Genomic DNA, 20,520 nt, shown 5'->3' with positions numbered 1-20,520 from the left:
AGGGGCTCCGTGGTGCGGAACGAGTCTTCCCGCGACGTCACCCGTACGACGCTGGCGGTACTCTTCATCGGCATCCTCATCGGGGCCAGTGGATGGATTCTGCACCCCTTCCTGACGGCTCTCGTCTGGGCGACCATGTTCGTGGTGGCCACCTGGCCGTTGATGCTCGCCCTCCAGGAACGGTTGTGGGCAAAGCGGGCGCTTGCCGTAACGGTGATGACGGTTGCGCTCCTGCTGGTCTTCATCATCCCCTTCACCATCGCCGTCCTCAGCCTTCTGGAGCGAACCGACGATATTGCCGGCTGGGTGAAATCCCTCGCCACGTTGACCCTTCCGCCGGCGCCCGCCTGGGTCGAGCAGCTGCCCTTCGTCGGACCGAAACTCGCCGACCGCTGGAACCTGCTGGCCTCTGCCGGTCCGGGAGCGTTGTCCGAGCGACTGGCCCCCTATGCGAGGAGTTTCGCGCGGGGGGTGATCGCCCAGGCCGGAAATGCGGGGATGCTGATGGTGCAGTTCCTCCTGACCGTCATCATCAGCGCCATCCTCTACGCGAAGGGCGAGACGGCTGGACGCGGCGTGTGCCGCTTCGCCCGGCGGCTGGCAGGGAAAAACGGCGAGGACGCCGCCATTCTCGCCGCCCGGGCCATCCGCAGCGTCGCTCTCGGGGTGATCGTCACCGCCCTGATCCAGGCGTTCCTCGGGGGGATAGGCCTGGCCGTGGCCGGAGTGCCGGCGGCAGCGGTGCTGGCGACGGTCATCTTCATCCTCTGCGTCGCCCAGGTGGGGCCGCATCTTGTATTCATTCCCGTCGTGGTGTGGCTCTTCTGGAAGGACCAGAATCTGTGGGGTACGGCGATGATCGTCTGGGCGCTCTTCGTCGGACTCCTGGACAACTTCGTCCGGCCGGTCCTCATCAGGCGGGGGGCCGACCTACCCCTGGTGCTGATCTTTGCCGGGGTGATCGGTGGGCTCATCGCCTTCGGTGTCATCGGGCTGTTCATCGGCCCGGTGATGCTCGCCGTCACCTACACCCTGCTCAGGGAATGGGTCATCCTGGGCGAGAGTGAAGAAAAGGAGTCTTCCGTCGATGCCGCAGCGTAAATTCCAGGCTCAGCCCAAATCGGCTGGGAAGGAGACCATGAACCCGGAGAAAAAGCGCCTGCTCGCAGCCCGAGACAGCAACAAAAACAGCGGTTGAAGAGAGCGGGGTGCTGTAAAGACCGCCGGCCATGAAGGAGAACAGTCATGTTCATGTCGACATTCATCAAAACCCGACGTCGTAGTTTCCGGGAGATCCTCTCCCATTGTTCCATGCCGGCCGTCCTCCTCCTGGTCCTTACGGGCATGCTCTGCGGCTGCGAGAAGGAGGCGCCCAAGGTCGCGCCGCCCGTTCCAGAAGTGGGGGTGGTCACCGTGACGCCGAAAACCGTCCCGGTGACGATGTCTTTCGTCGCCCAGACGGAAAGCTCCCATCAGGTGGAAGTGGTCGCCCGGGTGAGCGGCTTCCTCGAGAAGATCGCGTACCGCGAAGGGGACGTGGTGAAGGCGGGACAGGTGCTCTTCCGGATGGACCAGAAGCCATTCAAGGCCCAGGTTGCCGCGGCCAGGGGAGAACTGGCCCGTGCAAAAGCCCAGCTCTGGACGGCCAAAGCCAACCTGGACCGGATCAAGCCCCTTGCCGAACTGGATGCCGCCAGCAAGAGCGACCTAGACAACGCCACCGGCGCGGTGCAGTCGGCCGAGGCGGCGGTCTACCAGGCCCAGGCCAGGCTCGACGAAGCCGAACTGAACCTCGGCTACACCGTCATCCGCTCCCCCGTCACCGGGCTGTCCAGCCGCTCGCTCGTGCGGGAAGGCGCCTTCCTCAACCCGATGGGAGAGACGGCGCGCCTCACTTATGTGGCGCAGGTCAACCCGATCTGGATCAACTTCAGCGTCTCACAGAACGAATTCGCCCGGTTGCAGGACGAGGTGGCGAAGGGAATTCTGGTGCCGCCGCCGAACCAGGCCTACCAGGTCGAGATCAAGCTGCCCGACGGCAGCCGCTACCCCTACCCGGGAAAGATCAGCTTCGCCGATCCGTCCTTCAGTCGGGACACCGGCACATTCCTGGTCCGGGCCGAGCTGCCGAATCCGCAAGCCATGCTGCGGCCGGGGATGTTCGTCACGGCGATCGTCAGCGGCGCCGTCCGCCCCGACGCCATCGTCGTGCCGCAGAAGGCGGTCCAGGAAACCCCCAACGGGCACGTCGTCTACGGGGTGAACGAGGAGGGGTTGGCCGATCAGCGGCCGGTCGTGGTTGGGGAATGGATCGGCGACGACTGGGTCGTCAGACAGGGATTGAAGGCCGGCGACAAAGTGATCGTCGACGGCTTCCAGCGGCTGACACCGGGGGCGCCGGTGAAGGCCGTTGCCGCGGAAGCGACTCCAGCCGCTCCAGCGAATGCCGGTTCCGCGACGCCCCCGGCAGAAAAATAGGAGAGGTGCTATGGCAAGTTTCTTTATCGACCGACCGGTCTTCGCGGCGGTCATTTCGATCATCCTGACCCTGGCCGGGCTGGTGGCGATGCGGGCGACCCCCATCGCTCAGTACCCGGACATCGCGCCGCCGACCGTTCAGGTGAGCGCCGTCTATCCGGGCGCCACCGCCGAGGTCATCGCCAACACCGTCGCCGCCCCGATCGAGCAGCAGGTGAACGGCGTCGACCGCATGACCTACATGTCCTCGACCAGTTCCTCTACCGGCAACATGACGCTGACCGTCACCTTCGAGCCGGGAACCGACCCGGACCTGGCGCAGGTGAACGTACAGAACCGGGTCAGCCAGGCATCGCCCAAGCTCCCCGACATCGTCACCAAGCAGGGGGTAACGGTGGAGAAGCGCTCGCAGGCGTTCATGATGGTCATCAGCTTCTTCTCCCCCGATGACCGCTACGACCAGACCTATCTGTCCAACTTTACCAACCTCTACGTGCTCGATCCGATCAAGCGGATTTCGGGCGCCAATCTTTCGACCATGTTTCCGGTGCCGGATATCGCCATGCGCATCTGGCTCAAACCCGACCGGCTGGCCCAGCTCGGCATCACCTCCCAGGAGGTGGCCGAGGCCATCCAGCGGCAGAACCGGGCCTTCGGCATCGGGCAGATCGGACAGGCGCCGACGACTAAAGGAACGCAGCAGTCTTTCGTCGTCACCACCCAGGGGATGCTCGCCGACCCGGCGGAGTTCGAGGACATCATCGTCCGCGCCACCAGCGAGGGAGCTGCCATAGTCCGGCTGAAAGACGTCGGCTACGCCGAAATGGGGAGCAAGGATTACTCCATCGCCAGCAAGGTCAACGGCAAGCGGGCGGTGGCGCTCGTCGTTTACCAGCAGCCGGGCGCCAATGCCATCGAGACCTCGGAACAGGTGCGCGCCCTCATCGACCAGCTCGAGCCGACCTTCCCCCCCGGCTTCGACTACAAGATCGTTCTCGACACCAGCAAGTTCACCGAGGCGTCGATCGAGAAGGTGGTCCATACATTCTTCGAAGCGGTGATCCTCGTCGTCCTCGTCGTCTTCCTCTTCCTGCAGAGCTTTCGCGCCACCCTCATCCCGATCATGGCGGTGCCGATCGCCATCATCGGCACCTACATCGGCATCCTGGGCCTCGGCTTCTCTACCAACATGCTCACCCTCTTCGGGATGATCCTCGCCATCGGCCTGGTGGTCGATGACGCCATCATTGTCGTCGAGAACGTCGAGCACAATATGGCGACCCTCCACATGACACCGATGGAGGCCTCGAAGAAGGCGATGTCGGAGCTGGCCGGCGCCCTGGTCGCCATCGTCCTGGTGCTCGGTTCGGTCTTTTTGCCGGTCGCCTTTCTCGGCGGCATGACCGGCACCCTCTTCAAGCAGTTCGCCATCACCATCGCCATTTCCATGGTCCTGTCGGGGGTGGTGGCGCTGACCCTCTCCCCGGCCATGGCGGCCCGCATCCTGAAGGCGCAGCACAAGGAGAAACGGGGATTCTTCAAGTGGTTCGAGAAGGGGTTCGGCAAGCTCACTGACGGCTACGTCGTCGGGGTGCGCTTCCTGGTCGGGCACAAGCTGATCGGGGTCGGGCTCTTCGTCGCCGTCCTGGTCGGCGTCGTCTTCCTCTTCCGGCTGGTTCCGGGGAGCTTTGTCCCCGAAGAGGACCAGGGGTACATCTTCGTCGCCAGCATGCTGCCGGATGCGGCGAGCCTGGAGCGAACGATTGCGGTCAGCGACCGGGCGGTGTCGCTGCTGCAAGAAAACGAGGCCGTATCGGATGTGGCCCAACTCGACGGCTACAGCATCATCGACGGCCAGAACCGGACCAACGCCGCCCTCATGTTCGCCTCACTGAAGCCATACGAAGAGCGCGAGGGGGAAGAGGGGACGGCCTTCGCCGTTATCGCCGATGCCCGTCGCAGATTCGCGCAGATCAGGGAAGGGCTGGTGATGCCACTCAACCCGCCGTCGATTCCCGGCCTGGGCACCACCGGCGGCTTCGAGTTCTACATCCAGAGCAAGGGGAGCGGCACGCCGCAGGAGCTGGAGAAGAAGGTCAAGGAATTCATCACCGGATGCCGTCAGCGGTCGGAACTGGCGTCCGTCGCCTCCACCTTTTCCGCCTCGCAGCAGCAGCTCTACTTCGATCTCGACCGCGCCCGGGCGGAAACCCTCGGCGTATCGGTCTCCACTGTCTTCGAGACGTTGCAGACGTATTTCGGCTCCTCCTACGTCTCCCAGTACACCCAGTTCGGCCGCATCTGGCAGGTGATCATCCAGGCGACTCCGGAATACCGCGACGCGCCGGACGATTTCGCCCAGCTTTTCGTCCGCTCCAGCAACGGCCAGATGGTGCCGTTGTCGGCGCTGATCGTCTCCCGCTACGTCCCCGGACCCAACCTGCTTACCCGTTTCAACGGCTTCCCGGCGGCGAAGGTCACCGGCAGCCAGGCGCCCGGCTTCAGCACCGGCCAGGCGATCGCCGCCATGGAGGAGACGGCCCGGCAGGTGCTGGGCCAGGGGTACGATTTCGCCTGGGCCGGCCAGGCCTACGAGGAAAAGAAGGCCGGCGGCACCTCGTCGGCGGCCTTCGTCTTCGGCCTGATCATGGTCTTTCTGATCCTGGCGGCGCAGTACGAGAAGTGGACCCTCCCCATCGGGGTCGTCCTGGCGGTCCCCTTCGCCATCCTGGGCGCCCTGTTCTTCACCTGGATCGCCGGCCTGGAGAACGATGTCTACTTCCAGGTGGGGATGGTGACCCTGGTCGGTCTGGCCGCCAAGAACGCCATCCTGATCATCGAGTTCGCGGCCGAGAACGTCCGCGCCGGGATGGCGCTGGAGGAGGCGGCCATCGAGGCGGCGCGGCTGCGGTTGCGCCCCATCGTCATGACCTCTCTCGCCTTCATCCTCGGCTGCGTGCCGATGGCCATCGCCCACGGCGCCGGCGCCAACAGCCTGCGCGCCATCGGCACCGGCGTCATCGGCGGGATGCTAGCCTCGACCCTGGTGGCCTCCTTCTTCGTGCCCCTCTTTTTCGTTTTGCTCGAGGGGGTCGGCGGGTTATTCAGCCGGCGGAAGAAAAAGAAGAGAGGCGCGGAAGACCGGCCGGCTACTGGCGGCTCCGGAGAGGAAGGAGGTGTGAGTCATGCCTAGGCTGATGAAAAACGCCCATCTGCGTCGTTGTCCTCATCCGTCGTCAACGACGTACCTTTCAGGTACGCCTTATTCCTCAGGATTTCGTCCGCCTTGCATCTGGGCATTTTTGATCAGCCTCCCTCTCCTGCTGACTAGTTGCACCCTCGGCCCCGACTACGTGCGGCCGCAGATCGAAACTCCCCCCTCCTGGCGGATCGAATATCAGGCGGCGTCGGATATGGCCGATACCGCCTGGTGGCAGCAGTTCGGGGATCCGGTGCTGAACGGCCTCATCGAGACGGCCCTGCGGGAAAATTATGACCTCAGAACCGCCGCGGCCCGGGTCGACCAGTTCCTAGGGGCGCTTGCCACGACCCGCTCGGAACTCTTTCCCCAGTTCGGCGCCGGGATCGCGGCGTCGCGGCAGCGGGATACCGAGACCGGCCCCGTCATTGTTCCAAACTCCACATATGACTTCTACGAGGCGTTCCTCGACGTCTCGTGGGAGATCGACATCTGGGGGCGCATCCGCCGCGCTTCCGAGTCGGCGCGGGCCCAGGTGTTCGCCAGCGAGGAGGGACGCCGGGCGGTGGTCCTCACCCTCGTGGCCAGCGTGGCCAACGGCTACATCGTCCTGCGGGGACTGGACCGGCAGCTGGAGATCGCCCGGGATACGGAGCGGGTGTACGCCAGGGGGCTGAAGCTCTTTCAGGACCGCCACCGGTACGGCACCATCTCGCGGGTCGAACTGAGCCAGGCCGAAGCCCAGTACGAGATCGCCCGCCAGGCCATTCCCCAATTCGAGTCGCTGGTCCGGCAACAGGAGAATCTCCTTTCCGTTCTCCTGGGGCGCAACCCCGGGCCGATCCCACGGGGGAAAACGATCGACGAACTGACCGCCCCCGGCATTCCCGCAGATCTCCCGTCGGCGCTGCTGGAGCGGCGCCCCGACATCGTCCAGGCCGAGCAGAACCTGGTGGCCGCCAATGCCCAGATCGGAGCCGCCAAGGCGCTCTACTTCCCGCGGATATCGCTGACCGGGCTTCTGGGTGTGGCGAGTTCGGAACTCTCCGATCTCTCCGATTCAGGATCGGAAATCTGGTCCCTCGGCGGCAGCGCCCTGGCACCCGTCGTTACCTTCGGCGCCGTCTCGGGGCAGGTCGATCAGGCCGAGGCGCTGCAGCAGCAGGCGCTGTTTCAGTACCAGCAGGCAATCCTGACGGCGTTTCGCGAGGTCGAGGACGCCCTGGTGAGCACCACCAAGGGGAATGAGCAGCTCGCATCGCAGGGGCGGCAGGTGCGGGCGCTGGGCGATTACGCGCGGCTGTCGCGGCATCAGTACGAGGGGGGTACCGTCAGCTACCTGCAGGTCCTGGACGCCGACCGCTCCCTCTTCTCGGAACAGCTCAACTTAGTGGATACCCAGACCCTCGTCCTCACCTCACTGGTCGACATCTACCGCGCCATGGGGGGCGGCTGGGTGAACGAAGCCGACCGGCTCACCGGCGTCGGACCGGCTTTACCCGCCGGGGATGGCGGCGTGGAAGAGGCGGAGGTCGCCCGGTGAGCAAAGTTCCGACAATCGGGCTTCCGGATCTTGGGGGGGATTACTCAAGCGATTTCAAACCCGGATAGGGGGGTTCTTATGCAAAACATGCCTGCCATTATTCTCAGTTTTGTACTGGTCATGCTGGCTTCGCCGCCAGCCCGGGCTGCCGACCGGCAGGAGACCTTTTCCCGGTTCGGAAAAGTGGAGATCCTGGGGAACGGTCCTCACTACCTCGATATGGCAGCGGGGCGGTTTGACGCCTTCGACGGGGATGACGCTCTTGCAGCCAACCTTGAATGGAGGGGCGGCAAAAAATATTATTTCATTGGACCCGTTATCGGTCTTTTGGCCAACACCGATGAAGCCTTTTTTGGGTATGCGGGCATCCATGCCGATTTCGCCATCGGAGACTTCGCCTTAAACCTGTCGTGGGGAGCCGGGGGGTACGAACGGGGAGACAGCAAGGATCTCGGCGGCGTCTTTCAATTCATCGAGAACCTGACGATAGACTACCGGTTGGAAAATGGACTGCGTGCGGGAGTCCGCTACCAGCACATCTCCAATGCCGACCTGCACGATAGTAACCCCGGCAACGACTCACTCTTTCTCTCCCTTGCATTCCCGTTTTAGACCGACTGTGCCTTTGCACAGTCGGTTCTTGTGAAAACCCGATGGTAATTTTACGGGCACCCACGTTTATTTTTCTTGAACGACCCGTTATCTTGGGAACCATCGAAAGGGTCGTTGTGGCAGACGACCCGGAGAACCAGGGATCTGTGTGGCAGCGCAGCGGGTCCCGACGATCTTCTTCAGAACCTCCAAAAAAAGTTTCGCCCCATGGCTCATTCCCTCCAGAGCTGTGGGGCTTTTTTTGTTCACTCGATTTCAAGCGGCATCCTCCCGCGCCGAACCGCCGTGACCGGGCCCGGTAAACTCCCTGCTATACTGGGGAGTGAACAGGAAATCAGACAGAGTGGGGACAGAGATGGGCTACAAACTCACCGAAGAGGAAACTGGGAACTGATCCGATATCGATCTGGATTGGTCCCGTTAATCGGAGTCTCATAACTCACCTTTTGCCTGTGGGAGCGTGAAAAAACTTCGAATAACGTCCGGTCACCATCGGATCTCAATGTCTGTGTACCCCCTACGAGTCTTCATTTCGACAGACACCTGTCAATAGCCGAATAAAGGTCATCCATCTGAACCGGCTTGGTCAATACCTCATCCATCCCCGCCTTCAAGCAGTCATCCATTATTTCGCCCCATGAATGAGCAGTAAGGCCGATGATGCAGGTGCGCCTGTCTCCTTCGGCTTCCCTCTTCCGGATTTCCCGGGACGCCTCCAGACCGTTCATGGCCGGCATCTGCAGGTCCATGAGGACAATGTCGAATTCCCCTCCCTCCCACTTTTCTATGGCTTCCCGTCCGGATTCGGCTGTATCCGCTTGCCAGCCACGACGTGCCAGAAGAAGGGTGATCAACTCTCGAATAATGGGCTCATCTTCAGCCAGCAGGATGTGGGCGGACGGACTTTCTCCTCCTGATTTTTTCGACAGAGTTTCGGGTGATGAGAGTTTCCCGCTTTCGGCGGCCTTCAAGGGAAGAGTGAAGGTGAAGATGCTGCCCCCTTCCTTCCGGCCCTGGACTTCGATCCGCCCTCCCATCAACTCGACCAGCCCCTTGGAGATCGCCAGCCCCAGTCCGGTGCCCCCGTACTGGCGTTGGAAGGTGGAGTCAATCTGGCTGAAACTCTGGAAGAGCAGATGGCGTTTTTCCTCCGGAATGCCGATACCGGAGTCGATGACAGAGAATTCCAGGAGATCTTCCCGGGGCTGCACGGAGATGCGCACCCCCCCTTCGTGGGTGAACTTTACCGCGTTGCCGACCAGGTTGATCAGCACCTGTCCCAGTCTGGAAGGGTCGCCGAGCACGACAGGAGGCGTATCAGGCGACACCTCCGTTTCGAGGCGCAGGTCTTTCTCTCTGGCGGAGAGGTCAAACATCTCCACAGCCTCACGCATGCAGCTCCGCAGATCGAACGTCTCCTCCTTCAGATCGACTCGCCGTGCCTCTATCCGCGAGAAGTCGAGGATGTCGTCGATGAGAAAACGCAGGCGCCTTGCCGACTGATCGGCCATATCCAGAAGATGGCGGCGTTCAGGGTTTTCGTCGATTTGCCGAAGGTGTTCGATGACCGCCAGAAAGACAGTCATGGGGGTGCGGATTTCATGGCTCATGTGAGCCAGGAATTCGCTCTTGGCTTTCGTTGCCGCTTCGGCTTTCTCCGTGGCCCGTTGCAACTCTCGATTGAGCTGCTCCAGTGCTCGACCGCGGAGATGCAGCTCCCGCTTCTGCAGGTAGATGTCCAGGAATATGGTCACCTTGTTCAGGAGGATTTCAGGCTGCAAGGGCTTGATCAGGTAATCGACGGCGCCGCAGGAATAGCCATTGAAAATCTGGTGCTGCTGCGTGTTGGCGGCCGTGAGAAAAATGATCGGTATGGTGGAGAGGCATTTCTCTCCCCGCATCAGCTCGGCCAGCTCGTAGCCGCTCATCTCCGGCATGTTCACGTCCAGCAAAGCCAAGGCGAAATCGTGGTTGAGACATGCCTTCAGGGCCTCATTGCCGCTGTGGGCCTTGACGATGACGGCATCGGTCCTCTCCAGAATGCGCTCCAGCGCAATCAGGTTTTCCTCGCGGTCATCCACGATCAGAATGGCAGGTCTATCCATGTCAGATTCCTTCCGGGCAGGTAATTCATATGCAGGGGCAATTCATGAATTTCCCCTACATGGTCAATTCCACCAATATCTTCGCAATCTCTTCGAGATCCACCACCAGCGCCTGCGGTACGGTCTCCAGGGCGGCCTCCGGCATGGTCGGCCACTCCGCCGTGCGCGGCGATTGTACCACGGCCAGACCGCCGGCCTCGGCGATCTCGGCCAGACCTCGGGCGCCGTCGCCGTTGGTGCCGGTCAGGACGATCCCGATCAGCGCCGGAGCGAGGGCGTCGGCGGCGCTGGAGAAGAGCAGATCGATGCTCGGGCGGGCGAAGTTGACCTTTTCATCCACCGACAGGGCCAGGGTTCCGCCCGTCTCCAGCAACAGATGATAGCCGGCCGGCGCACAGTAGACCCTGCCGGGGGCGAGGGGCATCTTGTCCTCGGCCTCCACCACCGGCAGCCTGGCCTGCCGGCCGAGATACTCCACCCAGCCAAGCTCTCCCGGACTCTGATGAAGCACCACGACGACCGGCAGGGAAAAGGAGGGGGGAAGCGCCGAGACGATGGTGGTCACGGCGCTGATGCCCCCGGCGGAGCCGCCGAGCAGCGCCGCGGCGAAAGGGCGCGATCTCCCTTTCTGCCTTGCCTTCAATCGATCTTGCGGTAGACCTTCCATTTCGGTTCCAGTTCCTCAAACTGGGCCTCAATGCCACTGTAGTGCAGCGACTCCTTGCTCCCCAAGCTCAGGAAACCGCCGTGCAGCAGGCTGTCGTGAAAGAGGTCCAGCACCCGTTTCTGCAGGGCGGCGTTGAAATAGATAAGCACGTTGCGGCACAGGATCAGGTGGACTTCGCTGAAGACTCCGTCCGTAACCAGATTGTGATTGGCGAAGGTGATGTTTTTTCTGAGGCCCGCATCCATGATGATCGAATCGTAGTCGGCGTGATAGTAGTCCGAGAGCGTTTCCCGTCCGCCTGAGCGCTGGTAGTTGGCGATGTTGGTCTTCATGCTGCGCAAGGGATAGATACCCTCCCTGGCCCGGCGCAGCACGGGGTCGACGAAGTCGGTGGCGAACAGGGTGCAGCGCTCGTAGATCCCCTCCTCCCGGAGCAGTATGGCCAGGGAATAGACCTCCTCGCCGGTGGCGCAGCCGGCCATCCAGATGCGGACAAAGGGCCAGGTCTTCAGGTAGGGGACGACCGAGTCCCGAAGATACTTGAAGAATGGCGGGTCGCGGAACATCTCCGTTACCGGGGTCGCAAAGGTCCCGACCACGCTGCCGAACAGCTCCGGCTCGTGCAGGAGGCGGGGAATCAGCTCGCTCACCTTCGTCACCCCGACCGTGGAGGCGAGTTGGCGGACCTTGCGTCGCAGCGACGCCCGGGCATAATCGCGGAAGTCATAGCCGTAGCGCCGGTGGAGCGCCTCCAGCAGCAGGTCAATTTCCAGCTCTTCCACTTCCAGCAAATCGCGCTTGACCATCCCTGAGTCCATCAGAATATGGGTTTGCCAAAGTTGAAAGTTGTGGGGCTGATCAAAAATGCCCGGATGCAAGGCGCCCGAAAACTGAGGAGTGAGGCGTACCTGGAAGGTACGTCGCAACGACGAAGTTGAGGGCAACGCCGCAGATGGGCGTTTTTCATCAGTCTGTTAGGCATAGAGCCAGACCCGCATCATCGACATGAGCCGGTCCACGTCGACCGGCTTGGCGAGATAATCGTTGGCGCCGGCCGCCAGGCACTTGCCCCGATCCTCCTTCATCGCCTTGGCGGTCAGGGCGATGATGGGGGTTTTGATTCCAAGCTCTCGGATGGCGCGGGTGGTCTGATAGCCGTCCAGTCCCGGCATCATGATGTCCATCAGGACGAGGTCGACCTCCGCCCCCTCACGGAGGATCGATAGAGCCTTGTCTCCCGCTTCCGCCTTGATCACCTTGAGCCCGCGATCCTCCAGGACCTTGGCCAGCGCGAAGAGGTTGCGCATGTCGTCATCGACCAGCAGCACCCCCTTGTCGCGCAGGTAGAAGTCCCGATCATGCAGGTTGACGATGACCTGCTGTTGGCTCTTGCCCAGCTTGTTCACCACCCGGTGCAGGAAGATGGCGGTCTCGTCCACCAGCCTCTCCTCGGACTTGGCGCCCTTGACGATGATCGATTCGGAGACCTGCCGAAGCTCCCGCTCCTCTTCGCGGGTCAGATCGCGGCCGGTGTAGACGATCACCGGCAGCGAGGCGCAGCGCCCGTCGGCCCGCAACGCCTTCAGCAGCTCGAACCCGCTCATGTCGGGGAGTCCCAGGTCGAGCACCATGCAGTCGAAGGGCTTTTCCTCCAGGGCCGCCAGGGCGGCGGCGCCGCTCGGGGCGGCGGTGACGGCGATGTCGTCATGGGCGAGCAGCCGCTCGATGCTCCCCCGCAGGCGGTCGTCGTCCTCGACCAGGAGGAGATCCTTGATGCTTTTGTCGATGACCGTCTCCAGGTTCCTCAGGCTCCCTTCGAGTTCCTCCCGCGTGGCCGGCTTGCTCAGGAAACCTACCGCGCCCATGGTAAAGGCTTCCCGCGAGGGATGCTCGCAGGAGGTGATGTGGACCGGGATATGGCGCAGGCTTGGGTCGGCCTTGAGGGTCTCCAGCACCTGCCAGCCGCTCATGCCGGGGAGCCGCAGATCGAGAATGACCGCAGTCGGCAGATGGGTCCGGGCCAGGCTGAGCCCTTCTTCTCCTGTGAAGGTGCAGATCGCCTTGAAATCCATGGAGCGGCAGACCTCCCGCAGGGTGGCGGCAAAAATGGGGTCGTCCTCGATGATCAGGATGGAGCGATCCCCCTTGGCCAGGCTGTCGCGATCGTCGTCGAGGGCGGGCATGTCGACGGGAACGGACGAAGGGAGGGGCTTTGACGGAGCGGGCGACTGTGTCTGGAGCGCCGGAGTAAGGGACCTCTGGTCGCGGCGCTGCGGCAGGCGCAGGGTGAAGATCGAACCGGCCCCGGCGGCGCTTTCCACCTCGATGCTGCCGCCCAGCAGAGAGGCGAGGTTGCGGGCGATGGCAAGACCAAGGCCCGTGCCGCCGTAACGTCGAGACGTGCCGCTCTCCGCCTGCTTGAACGCTTCGAAGATCCCCTGCAGTTTGTCGGCCGGGATGCCGATGCCGGTATCGCGCACCGTGACCGCGATCTCCGGCTCCGCCGGGGAGGCGCCGGCAGAGATGGCGAAGGTGACCTCCACGCTCCCCTCTTCGGTGAATTTCACCGCGTTGCCGACCAGGTTGTTCAGGATCTGATCCAGTCGCTGCCGGTCGGTATGGATGGTCTCCGGTACTTCCTCCTCCAGATGAACGAACAGGTCGATCCCCTTTTTCCTCGCCTGGGGGAGGAAGCGCGCCTTCAGCGCATCGGCGAGATCGCCGAGCGGCAGCGCCTCCTCGAACAGGTCCATGTGCCCGGCTTCGATCTTGGCGAGGTCGAGGATGTCGTTGATCAGGTTCAGCAGATCGATGCCGCTGTTGTGGATCACTTCGGCCGACTCGACCTGCTGTGGGATGAGGTTGCCGCCGCGGTTTTCCATCAGGTCGCGTGCGAGGATCAGCAGGCTGTTCAACGGGGTGCGCAGCTCGTGGGACATGTTGGCGAGGAAGTCGGACTTGTACCGGCTGGCCATCTCCAGGTCGTGGGCCTTCTGTTCAAGTTCCTGCTGCGCCTCCTCCAGCTCCCGGTTTTTCTTGAGGATATTCTCCCGCTGAAGCTCCAGGTCCTGGGTCTTCTCCTCCAGTTCCTCATTGGTCGCCCGCAGCTCCTCCTGCTGCTCCTTCAGGAGCTGTTCGGAGAGCCTGAGGGCCTGGGTCTGCTCTTCCAGCTCCTCGTTGATGGCGGCCATCTCCTCCTGCTGGGTCTGCAGCTCCTCGGACTGCTTGAGGGTGGTCTGCAACAACTGCTGCATTTCCCTGCGCGCCAGGGCCATGCTGAACCCGGAACCGAGGATGGAGCAGGTCCGCGCGACGAACTCCTGCTCCAGTTCGGTGAAGGGGTCGAGGGAGGCCAGTTCCACTACCCCCAGCAGTCGCTCCTCGAAGTGGAAGGGGACGATGAGCAGATGGCGCGGGCGCGTCGTCCCCACGGCGGAGCCGACGCGCAGGTAATCGGCGGGAATGTCGCTGAGCAGAAGGGTGCGGTCGTCGATGGCGGCCTGTCCCACCAACCCCTCACCCATGGCGAAACCGGCGGGCAGATCTTCGGTCGGACAGGCGTAGCTCCCCTGGAGGCGCAGCCGCCGCTCCTTCTCGTCTAGCAGATAAAGGCAGCCGAGCTGCCCGTGCAGCCGCTCGGCGAGAAAACCGATCACCGCCGTGGCCAGGACCTGCAGCTCCTGGTTGCCGCGCAGGTTTTCACCGAGCTGGTTCTGTCCCGTTTTGAGCCAGTTCTCCGACTGGGTCTCCCGTTCCCGGTCGGCCAGGGACTGGGTCATGTTGCGCAGGGAGATACCGAGGGTATCCTCATCCGAGCGAAGACGGATCTCCTCCGTATAGGTGCCGGCGGCGACGGTGCGGGCCTGGGCGACGATCTCGTTGTTGGCGGCGATGATGGCGTTGAAGGAGCCTTCCAGTTGGCCGATTTCGTCATTGAAGAGGACCGGCTGCTCCTTAAGATCCTTGCCGAGGGCGAGGTCTCGGGAAAGGGTGACGAGTTTTTCCACCGGGGCGCTGATGCTGCGGATGATCATCATCGAAACGGCCACGCAGACCGCCAGGGCGAAAGCCAGCAGGGTCGCCATGGCGGACAGTGCCCGGGCGCGTTCCCCCTTCGCCTCGGCGAGGAAACCGGCCGCCTTGTTGGCGGCGAATTCGGTCATCGTATCCGCCGCCGCCAGCATCTTTTCGGCGCGAGGGTACACCTCATCCCGGCGCAGGCGACGGGCCTCTTCCAGCTTTCCCTCCCGGAGCAGGGTGACGACCCTGGAAGCTCCCTGCTCCCACTCTTCGTAGGCGGCCGCCATTTCCCGGAAATCCTCCTTCGGCCCCAGATAGCGCTCATTGATGAGCCGGAACTTCCGGTCGATCTGTCGGTCAATCGTGACAAGCTGCTCCGCCACCCGCTCGGGACTTTGCGCCCCATCGGCAAGCAGCACGGAGAGCAGGTGCGCGCGCATGGCCTGGATATCGTGGCGGATTTCGAGGAGGTTGCTTCGGACGGTAAAGGGGTGATCGTAGATCTTCCGGTTGATCTCGGCCAGGGAATTGATCTTGAACATGCTCATTCCCCCCACGCCGGCGGTGAGGATCAGCACCAGCAGGAACGCCACGGCAAGGCGGGTGGATAGCGACAATCTTCGAATCATCGGGCGCTCCTCTTCTTCAGTCGACGGCTCGCCGACGGTTCAGTTTGGGAAAACGCATTTTAACTTCACCGCCTTTTATTTGCCATAAAAAAGTTGATAATGTTCGGGAGGTTGAGTGGTTGTGATACTTGAAAGATCTCTTCAAGAATAGCGACTCCGCGGCAACCGATGCCGTGCCCCGCGATATCGGACACCACCTGGAGCAGGTTCAGAATCTTCAGACTCCAACTGAGATTTCCTCGGCGGCAATGCAAAAATAAGTTCGAATAACGTCCAACGTGGGGGCCAAAAAAAATCAAGGGCTTGCGAGTGATTCTGGCAAGCCCTTTTTTTCACGATCCAGGGGTATTGGCACCAGTGGCCGCAGATCCTGCTCGCTGCCAAACTCGGCATCGAGTCCGTGTGGCCCCCGGGTCTTTTTTCAAGTCCGATTACTGGCGGTACCGAATGAGGCGATCTCGCGCCTCCCTCATGCCGTCCAGGATCGATCCCGCGACGTCGTCAGGGAAAGAAGAGGGTCGCTGGTTCGTTACTGCCTGGATCACCTCGTCCATTCTCTCCAGGAGGCGGCCGACGATGGTCTCCATCTCTTCTACGGGAAAGCGGCAGGCTTGAGCCGTCCCCAGCACATCAGGTTTTTTAGACTTTTCCACAAAACCTCTCACCTCCTGGGCGTCCTTCCCTTTTTTAGTTGATATTATTTAATGGCGGTGCGACCGCAATGGAGGGTCTGGTCATGCTGGCTGCGGCTGCTAAAGGTTTTCTTTTGCTTCTGGGATGGCTGGTGATCGTCGGCACGGCTCTCCCTCTTCTGCGCACGACCGTCTGGTGGGTCCGGATTTTCGACTTTCCCAGGGCTCAGGTCTTCATTCTCGGCGCCGTCGTCTTGGTGCTGTACGTCCTTTTCAACCGCCCCCTTCACTCAGCCGGCTTCTTTTTTCTGTTGGTTTTGACCGCCACCCTGCTCTATCAGGGATGGCGAATCTACCCCTACACCCTTTTAGCCGAAGAGCAGGTCCACGGTGCCAACCCTGAACGGCCGGAGGCGACCGTGCGCCTCCTTGTGGCCAACGTCCTGATGTCCAATCGTAATGATGCCGGCTTCCGGCGACTGATCGCCGAGGAGCAGCCCGACCTGCTTCTGGTCGTGGAGCCGGACCGATGGTGGGAAGAGCGCTTGCGCCCCCTGGAAGCCGATTTTCCCTACTCCCTGGCTTATCCCCTCGACAATACCTACGGCATGCTTCTTTACTCCCGTTACGAACTCACAGAGAAGAAGATCCACTTCCTCTTGCAGCAAGATATCCCTTCCTTTCAGGTGCAGGTCCGCCTTCCTTCGGGAGACCGCATCGACCTGTGGGGGGTGCACCCGGAGCCGCCGACTCCCCAGGAGAGTGAATCCTCCGCTCCCCGTGATGCCGAACTGCTGCTGGTGGGGAAGAAGGTGGAGGGCCTGAGGCGCCCGGTAATCGTCGCCGGGGACTTGAACGACGTGGCCTGGTCGCATACCACGCGCCTTTTTCAGCGGATCAGCGGCCTTCTCGACCCCCGCATCGGTCGCGGCCGATACAGCACCTTTCACGCCCGTTACCCTTTCCTGCGCTGGCCCCTCGACCATGTTTTCCATTCTGACCACTTTCGCCTCATCGAGCTGCGTGTCCTGCCCGGGTTCGGCTCCGATCATTTTCCCATTCTGGCTGTTTTGAGCTTCGAACCTGAGCGGCAAGGGCAGGGGCGTCCGAAACCCGAGGTGGACGACGGTCATGAGGCGCGCGAGAGGATCGAGGAAGGGATTGAGGAGGCAAACGAATAATCAGGCACAAAGGCCGAATGTCTGCCGAAACACGGACCGGAGGCATGCAGCCGCAGTCAAAAAAAGTCCCCATGGAGCACATCCGGGGGGGGACTTACTGCTCTCTCATTCACGGTCCCTTACAGACTCCTCCTCTGCAAAACTGTCATCTTCCAGTATGATTTGCGGCGCATTGAACTCCCGCATGAAAATCCCCCAGAACGCCACGAACAGGGCCGCGAGCAACGGACCGATCACGAACCCGTTCATCCCGAACATCGCAAAGCCGCCGAGTGTCGAGAGCAGCACGATATAGTCCGGCAGCTTAGTGTCGCGTCCCACGAGAACCGGGCGCAGAATATTATCGACCAGGCCGATAACACCCACGCCGAACAAGGTCAGGGTCAGCCCCTGCCCCCAATGACCGATGGCGAACAGGTAGATCGCGACCGGTCCCCAGATCAAACCGGCCCCTACCACGGGGATAAGCGACAGCAGGGTCATCACCATTCCCCATAGCAGCGCGCCCGGGATGCCGAGGAGCCAGAGAATCAGCCCGCCCAGGGTTCCCTGCACCGCAGCGACCACCAGATTGCCTTTGACGGTGGCGCGGGTAACTTCGGCGAACTTGGCGAATAGAAGGTGTTCCCGCTCGTCTCCGAGCGGCAGGGCGCGCACCAGCAAGGCAACGAGCCAAGGTCCATCGCGCAGCATGAAAAACGCCACATAAAGCATGAGGCCGAGGCTGACGAACAACTGCAGGGTGCCCTGGCCGAGCTGCACGGCGTTCTGTGCAATATAACCGCTGACGGTCATGGCCGCGCCGGAGAGTTGATCCTTGAGATTGTTCAGGTCAAGATCAAAACGTTCCAGAAACTGCTGCACCGCCGGGAACGCCTCCCGTATGCGTTCGACATACTTTCCCGGATCGATCTCGCCGGTCTGCAGGTGCTGGTACAGGACGGCGCCTTGCTGAAAAAACGAGCCCAGCACGAATAGGAGGGGGACGATGCCGATGCACATGCAGACAGCAAGAGTCGCCACCGCCGCCAGGTTGCGACGGTTCCCCCAGAGCTTCAATAAACGCTGGTACAGGGGATAAAACAACAGGCCTATGACGCAGGCCCAGAAAACCGCACCAAAAAACGGCTTGAGCAAATAAAAAAACAGCCATGTCACCAGGACGAGCATCAGGAGAAATGACCGTTGCTCCAGCTTGGCCTGTTCCCTGCTCTGTCTTTTCTCCTCGTCAGCCATTGACTCCGTTTCCTCCTGATCGTTGCATCGTGAACCCGCCTGCCGGGGTGCTCTTCCGAAAAATTATTTCCTCTTCTCTTCATTCCCCGGTTCAGTCCGGGAACTCTCTTTCGCTTCGGGCTTGCGCGGACTGCCGGGAACCCACCCGTGAACCCTCTCGGCCGCGCCGGCCGCCGCGGGCATACCCCGTGTCTTGAGCATCGATACCAGAATCGAGCCGCTGATAAGCAAGGCGGTAATGAGCAGCGCAACCTCAGTGGGGATGACTTTTCCAAAATACGCGTTGATCAGCATCTTGGCGCCGACCACCATGAGCACCAGTGAGAGACCATACTTGAGATAGTGGAACCGGTAAATGATGCCCACCAAGGCGAAATAAAGCGCCCGCAGGCCAAGGATGGCGAAGACATTGGACGTATAGACGATGAACGGATCGGTGGTGATGGCGAAAATGGCCGGAATGGAATCGAGCGCGAACACCACGTCGGAGACTTCGACCAGAATAAGTACCACCATCAGCGGCGTCAGATAAAGCAGGCCGTTGCGGCGGGTGAAGAACCTGTGCCCTTCGAAGCCTTCCGTCACCCGGAAATGGCGGCGGATCAGGCGGACCAGGCGATTCCCCTCCATGTCGGGTTCCTGATTGATCGTCACCAGCATCTTGCCCCCCGTGAAGATGAGGAAAGCGCCGAAGATGTAGACGACCCAGTGGAAGGATTCGATAACCGCCGCACCGGTCAGGATCAGCGCGGCACGCATCACCAGGGCTCCCAGGATGCCCCAGAACAGAACCCGGTGCTGGTACTGCGCCGGAACCGAAAAATGGCTGAAGATCAGGACGAAGACGAAGATGTTGTCGACGCTCAGGCTCTTCTCCAGGAGGTAGCCGGTGAAAAACTCGACCCCGGTGCTTGATCCCAGGAAATGAAAGACGCCGGCTCCGAAGAGCAGCGCCAGGACGAAGTAGCCGAGGCTGAGCAGGAGCGCCTCGCGAATCCCCACCTCCCTTTCTTTGCGGTGGAGCACACCTAGATCGAGGGCGAGCAGCATAAGGACAAAGAGGTTGAATCCGATCCAGAGCCAGAGGGAATGCACGAAAAATTCTCCAAACACTGAGTTTATCGGACAGTCCGGTACCTGAGACACGATTGTGCCCACAGTTTGCCTGACAGCGTTTTGTCCTCAAACTACACTGTTTCTCTAGTCCTGTCTTCGGAATTACCTGTGAAACCCGAACTCATTTTTCGATCTCAGAGGTGCATTGCGGACAGCGCCGGGCCTGCAGGGGAATGGCCATGGTACAGTAGGGACAGTCGCGGGTGACGGGGGCGGCTGCGGGCTGCGGCTCTTCCTGGGCGCGTTTAAGCCGATTGACCCCCTTCACCACGAGGAAAACGGCGAAGGCGATGATGAGGAAATTGATGATCGTCTGGAAGAAGATGCCGTAGGTGAGGATAACGGCACCGGCCTCCTTGGCGTCGGCCACGGTGAGATAAGGACCGGCAGCGAGCCCCTCCCTCAGGACGACGAATAAGTTGCTGAAGTCCACACCTCCCAGAAGCAATCCGATCGGCGGCATCAGGACATCATCCACCATGGACTTGGTGATGGCCCCGAATGCGGCGCCGAGAATAATCCCGATTGCCATGTCCATGACATTTCCGCGAGCTACAAACTCTTTGAACTCCTTCACCATGCCCATGCCGCGCCTCCTCTCATGACTTCCTGGTTTGAACTCCTGGCAGTTGCATCACCCATCGAAATTTTCTGATCTTTGTATGCATCAGCGGAATAAAGACTACCATGAAATTTGAAGTTAGCTGTCAACCAGCATGATACTTCGTCAACTTCAGGCATAAGTATCTTCCGAAAAACTTTATTTACATCTTTGTAGGCCTTCAAAGTGAAACCTAATTCTTTCCGGCTCGCGCTTGCACCTGGGGGAGGGACTAGCAATCCGCCTTTCACATAGCAAACTGATCCCCATGAAAAGTTCTGTCAACCGGCTATACTTTCAACATTGCAGAAGAACTTCAGCCTGTGGGGCCGCGGAGGTGGCGACCCCGAAGGCGAAGGAACGAAATAGAGGTGCCCATGACCCAGCTCTCCCTCCTGCCGATTGCCAAGACAGAGAATTTTCTGGGGCTGCTCCCGCGGATGGCCAACCGTCATGGCCTCATCGCCGGTGCGACCGGGACAGGCAAGACGGTCACGCTCT

At 61.4% G+C, this 20,520-nt stretch carries 15 protein-coding genes; 7 read left to right on the top strand and 8 right to left on the bottom strand.

The features are described from left to right. Nucleotides 1-9 precede the first annotated feature (9 nt). From ydiK to DTF_RS0118870, 5 genes are all read left to right on the top strand, one after another. Nucleotides 10-1,101, top strand: coding sequence for an AI-2E family transporter YdiK (gene ydiK, locus DTF_RS0118895; protein WP_027716586.1), 1,092 nt, complete (start codon nt 10-12; stop codon nt 1,099-1,101). A gap of 144 nt (nt 1,102-1,245) precedes the next feature. Continuing rightward, the gene (locus DTF_RS0118885) at nt 1,246-2,478 is read left to right on the top strand and encodes an efflux RND transporter periplasmic adaptor subunit (protein WP_226989425.1); all 1,233 of its coding nucleotides are present in this window, start codon (nt 1,246-1,248) and stop codon (nt 2,476-2,478) included. A gap of 10 nt (nt 2,479-2,488) precedes the next feature. Next, a complete protein-coding gene (locus DTF_RS24565; protein ID WP_035058154.1) occupies nt 2,489-5,671 on the top strand; it encodes an efflux RND transporter permease subunit in 3,183 nt (1,060 codons plus the stop codon). 109 nt (nt 5,672-5,780) lie between these two features. After that, nucleotides 5,781-7,220, top strand: a complete 1,440-nt coding sequence (locus DTF_RS24560; RefSeq protein WP_226989424.1) for an efflux transporter outer membrane subunit — start codon at nt 5,781-5,783, stop codon at nt 7,218-7,220. 78 nt (nt 7,221-7,298) lie between these two features. Beyond that, nucleotides 7,299-7,832, top strand: a complete 534-nt coding sequence (locus DTF_RS0118870) for an acyloxyacyl hydrolase (protein ID WP_027716584.1) — start codon at nt 7,299-7,301, stop codon at nt 7,830-7,832. 527 nt (nt 7,833-8,359) lie between these two features. Here DTF_RS0118870 and DTF_RS0118865 read toward each other — a convergent pair. From DTF_RS0118865 to DTF_RS0118845, 5 genes are all read right to left on the bottom strand, one after another. After that, the gene (locus DTF_RS0118865; protein WP_027716583.1) at nt 8,360-9,937 is read right to left on the bottom strand and encodes a response regulator; all 1,578 of its coding nucleotides are present in this window, start codon (nt 9,935-9,937) and stop codon (nt 8,360-8,362) included. 55 nt (nt 9,938-9,992) lie between these two features. Continuing rightward, the gene (locus tag DTF_RS0118860; protein ID WP_035058151.1) at nt 9,993-10,580 is read right to left on the bottom strand and encodes a chemotaxis protein CheB; all 588 of its coding nucleotides are present in this window, start codon (nt 10,578-10,580) and stop codon (nt 9,993-9,995) included. Continuing rightward, on the bottom strand, nt 10,577-11,410 hold the full coding sequence (locus DTF_RS0118855) for a protein-glutamate O-methyltransferase CheR (RefSeq protein WP_027716581.1): 834 nt from the start codon (nt 11,408-11,410) through the stop codon (nt 10,577-10,579). Before DTF_RS0118855 ends, DTF_RS0118860 begins: the two co-directional genes overlap by 4 nt. A 168-nt stretch (nt 11,411-11,578) precedes the next feature. Continuing rightward, nucleotides 11,579-15,253 (bottom strand): response regulator, encoded by a 3,675-nt coding sequence (locus DTF_RS24555; protein ID WP_051361472.1) that lies wholly within the window; start codon nt 15,251-15,253, stop codon nt 11,579-11,581. Between the two features lie 431 nt (nt 15,254-15,684). After that, entirely contained in the window at nt 15,685-15,906 is a 222-nt protein-coding gene (locus tag DTF_RS0118845) for a hypothetical protein (protein WP_027716580.1), read from the bottom strand. An 83-nt stretch (nt 15,907-15,989) separates the two neighbouring features. On the opposite strand from DTF_RS0118845, the gene DTF_RS0118840 reads away from it, so the two are divergent. Beyond that, the gene (locus DTF_RS0118840; RefSeq protein ID WP_027716579.1) at nt 15,990-17,066 is read left to right on the top strand and encodes an endonuclease/exonuclease/phosphatase family protein; all 1,077 of its coding nucleotides are present in this window, start codon (nt 15,990-15,992) and stop codon (nt 17,064-17,066) included. 105 nt (nt 17,067-17,171) lie between these two features. Here DTF_RS0118840 and DTF_RS24550 read toward each other — a convergent pair whose 3' ends face one another. From DTF_RS24550 to mscL, 3 genes are all read right to left on the bottom strand, one after another. Beyond that, entirely contained in the window at nt 17,172-18,302 is a 1,131-nt protein-coding gene (locus tag DTF_RS24550; RefSeq protein ID WP_051361471.1) for an AI-2E family transporter, read from the bottom strand. A 63-nt stretch (nt 18,303-18,365) separates the two neighbouring features. After that, complete coding sequence (locus DTF_RS24545; protein ID WP_035058148.1) at nt 18,366-19,397, bottom strand: TerC family protein; 1,032 nt, start codon at nt 19,395-19,397, stop codon at nt 18,366-18,368. Nucleotides 19,398-19,539: 142 nt separating this feature from the next. Next, nucleotides 19,540-19,998 (bottom strand): large-conductance mechanosensitive channel protein MscL, encoded by a 459-nt coding sequence (gene mscL, locus DTF_RS0118825; protein ID WP_027716578.1) that lies wholly within the window; start codon nt 19,996-19,998, stop codon nt 19,540-19,542. Nucleotides 19,999-20,396: 398 nt separating this feature from the next. Between mscL and DTF_RS27885 the strand changes: the two genes are divergently transcribed. Further along, the coding region (locus DTF_RS27885; RefSeq protein WP_226989427.1) for a helicase HerA-like domain-containing protein at nt 20,397-20,520 on the top strand (124 nt) is incomplete at its 3' end.

It is taken from the genome of Desulfuromonas sp. TF, from assembly GCF_000472285.1.
GTDB lineage: Bacteria > Desulfobacterota > Desulfuromonadia > Desulfuromonadales > ATBO01 > ATBO01.
The sequence above is the reverse complement of the archived record's forward strand: the minus strand, read 5'-3'. Positions and strand labels throughout refer to the sequence as shown.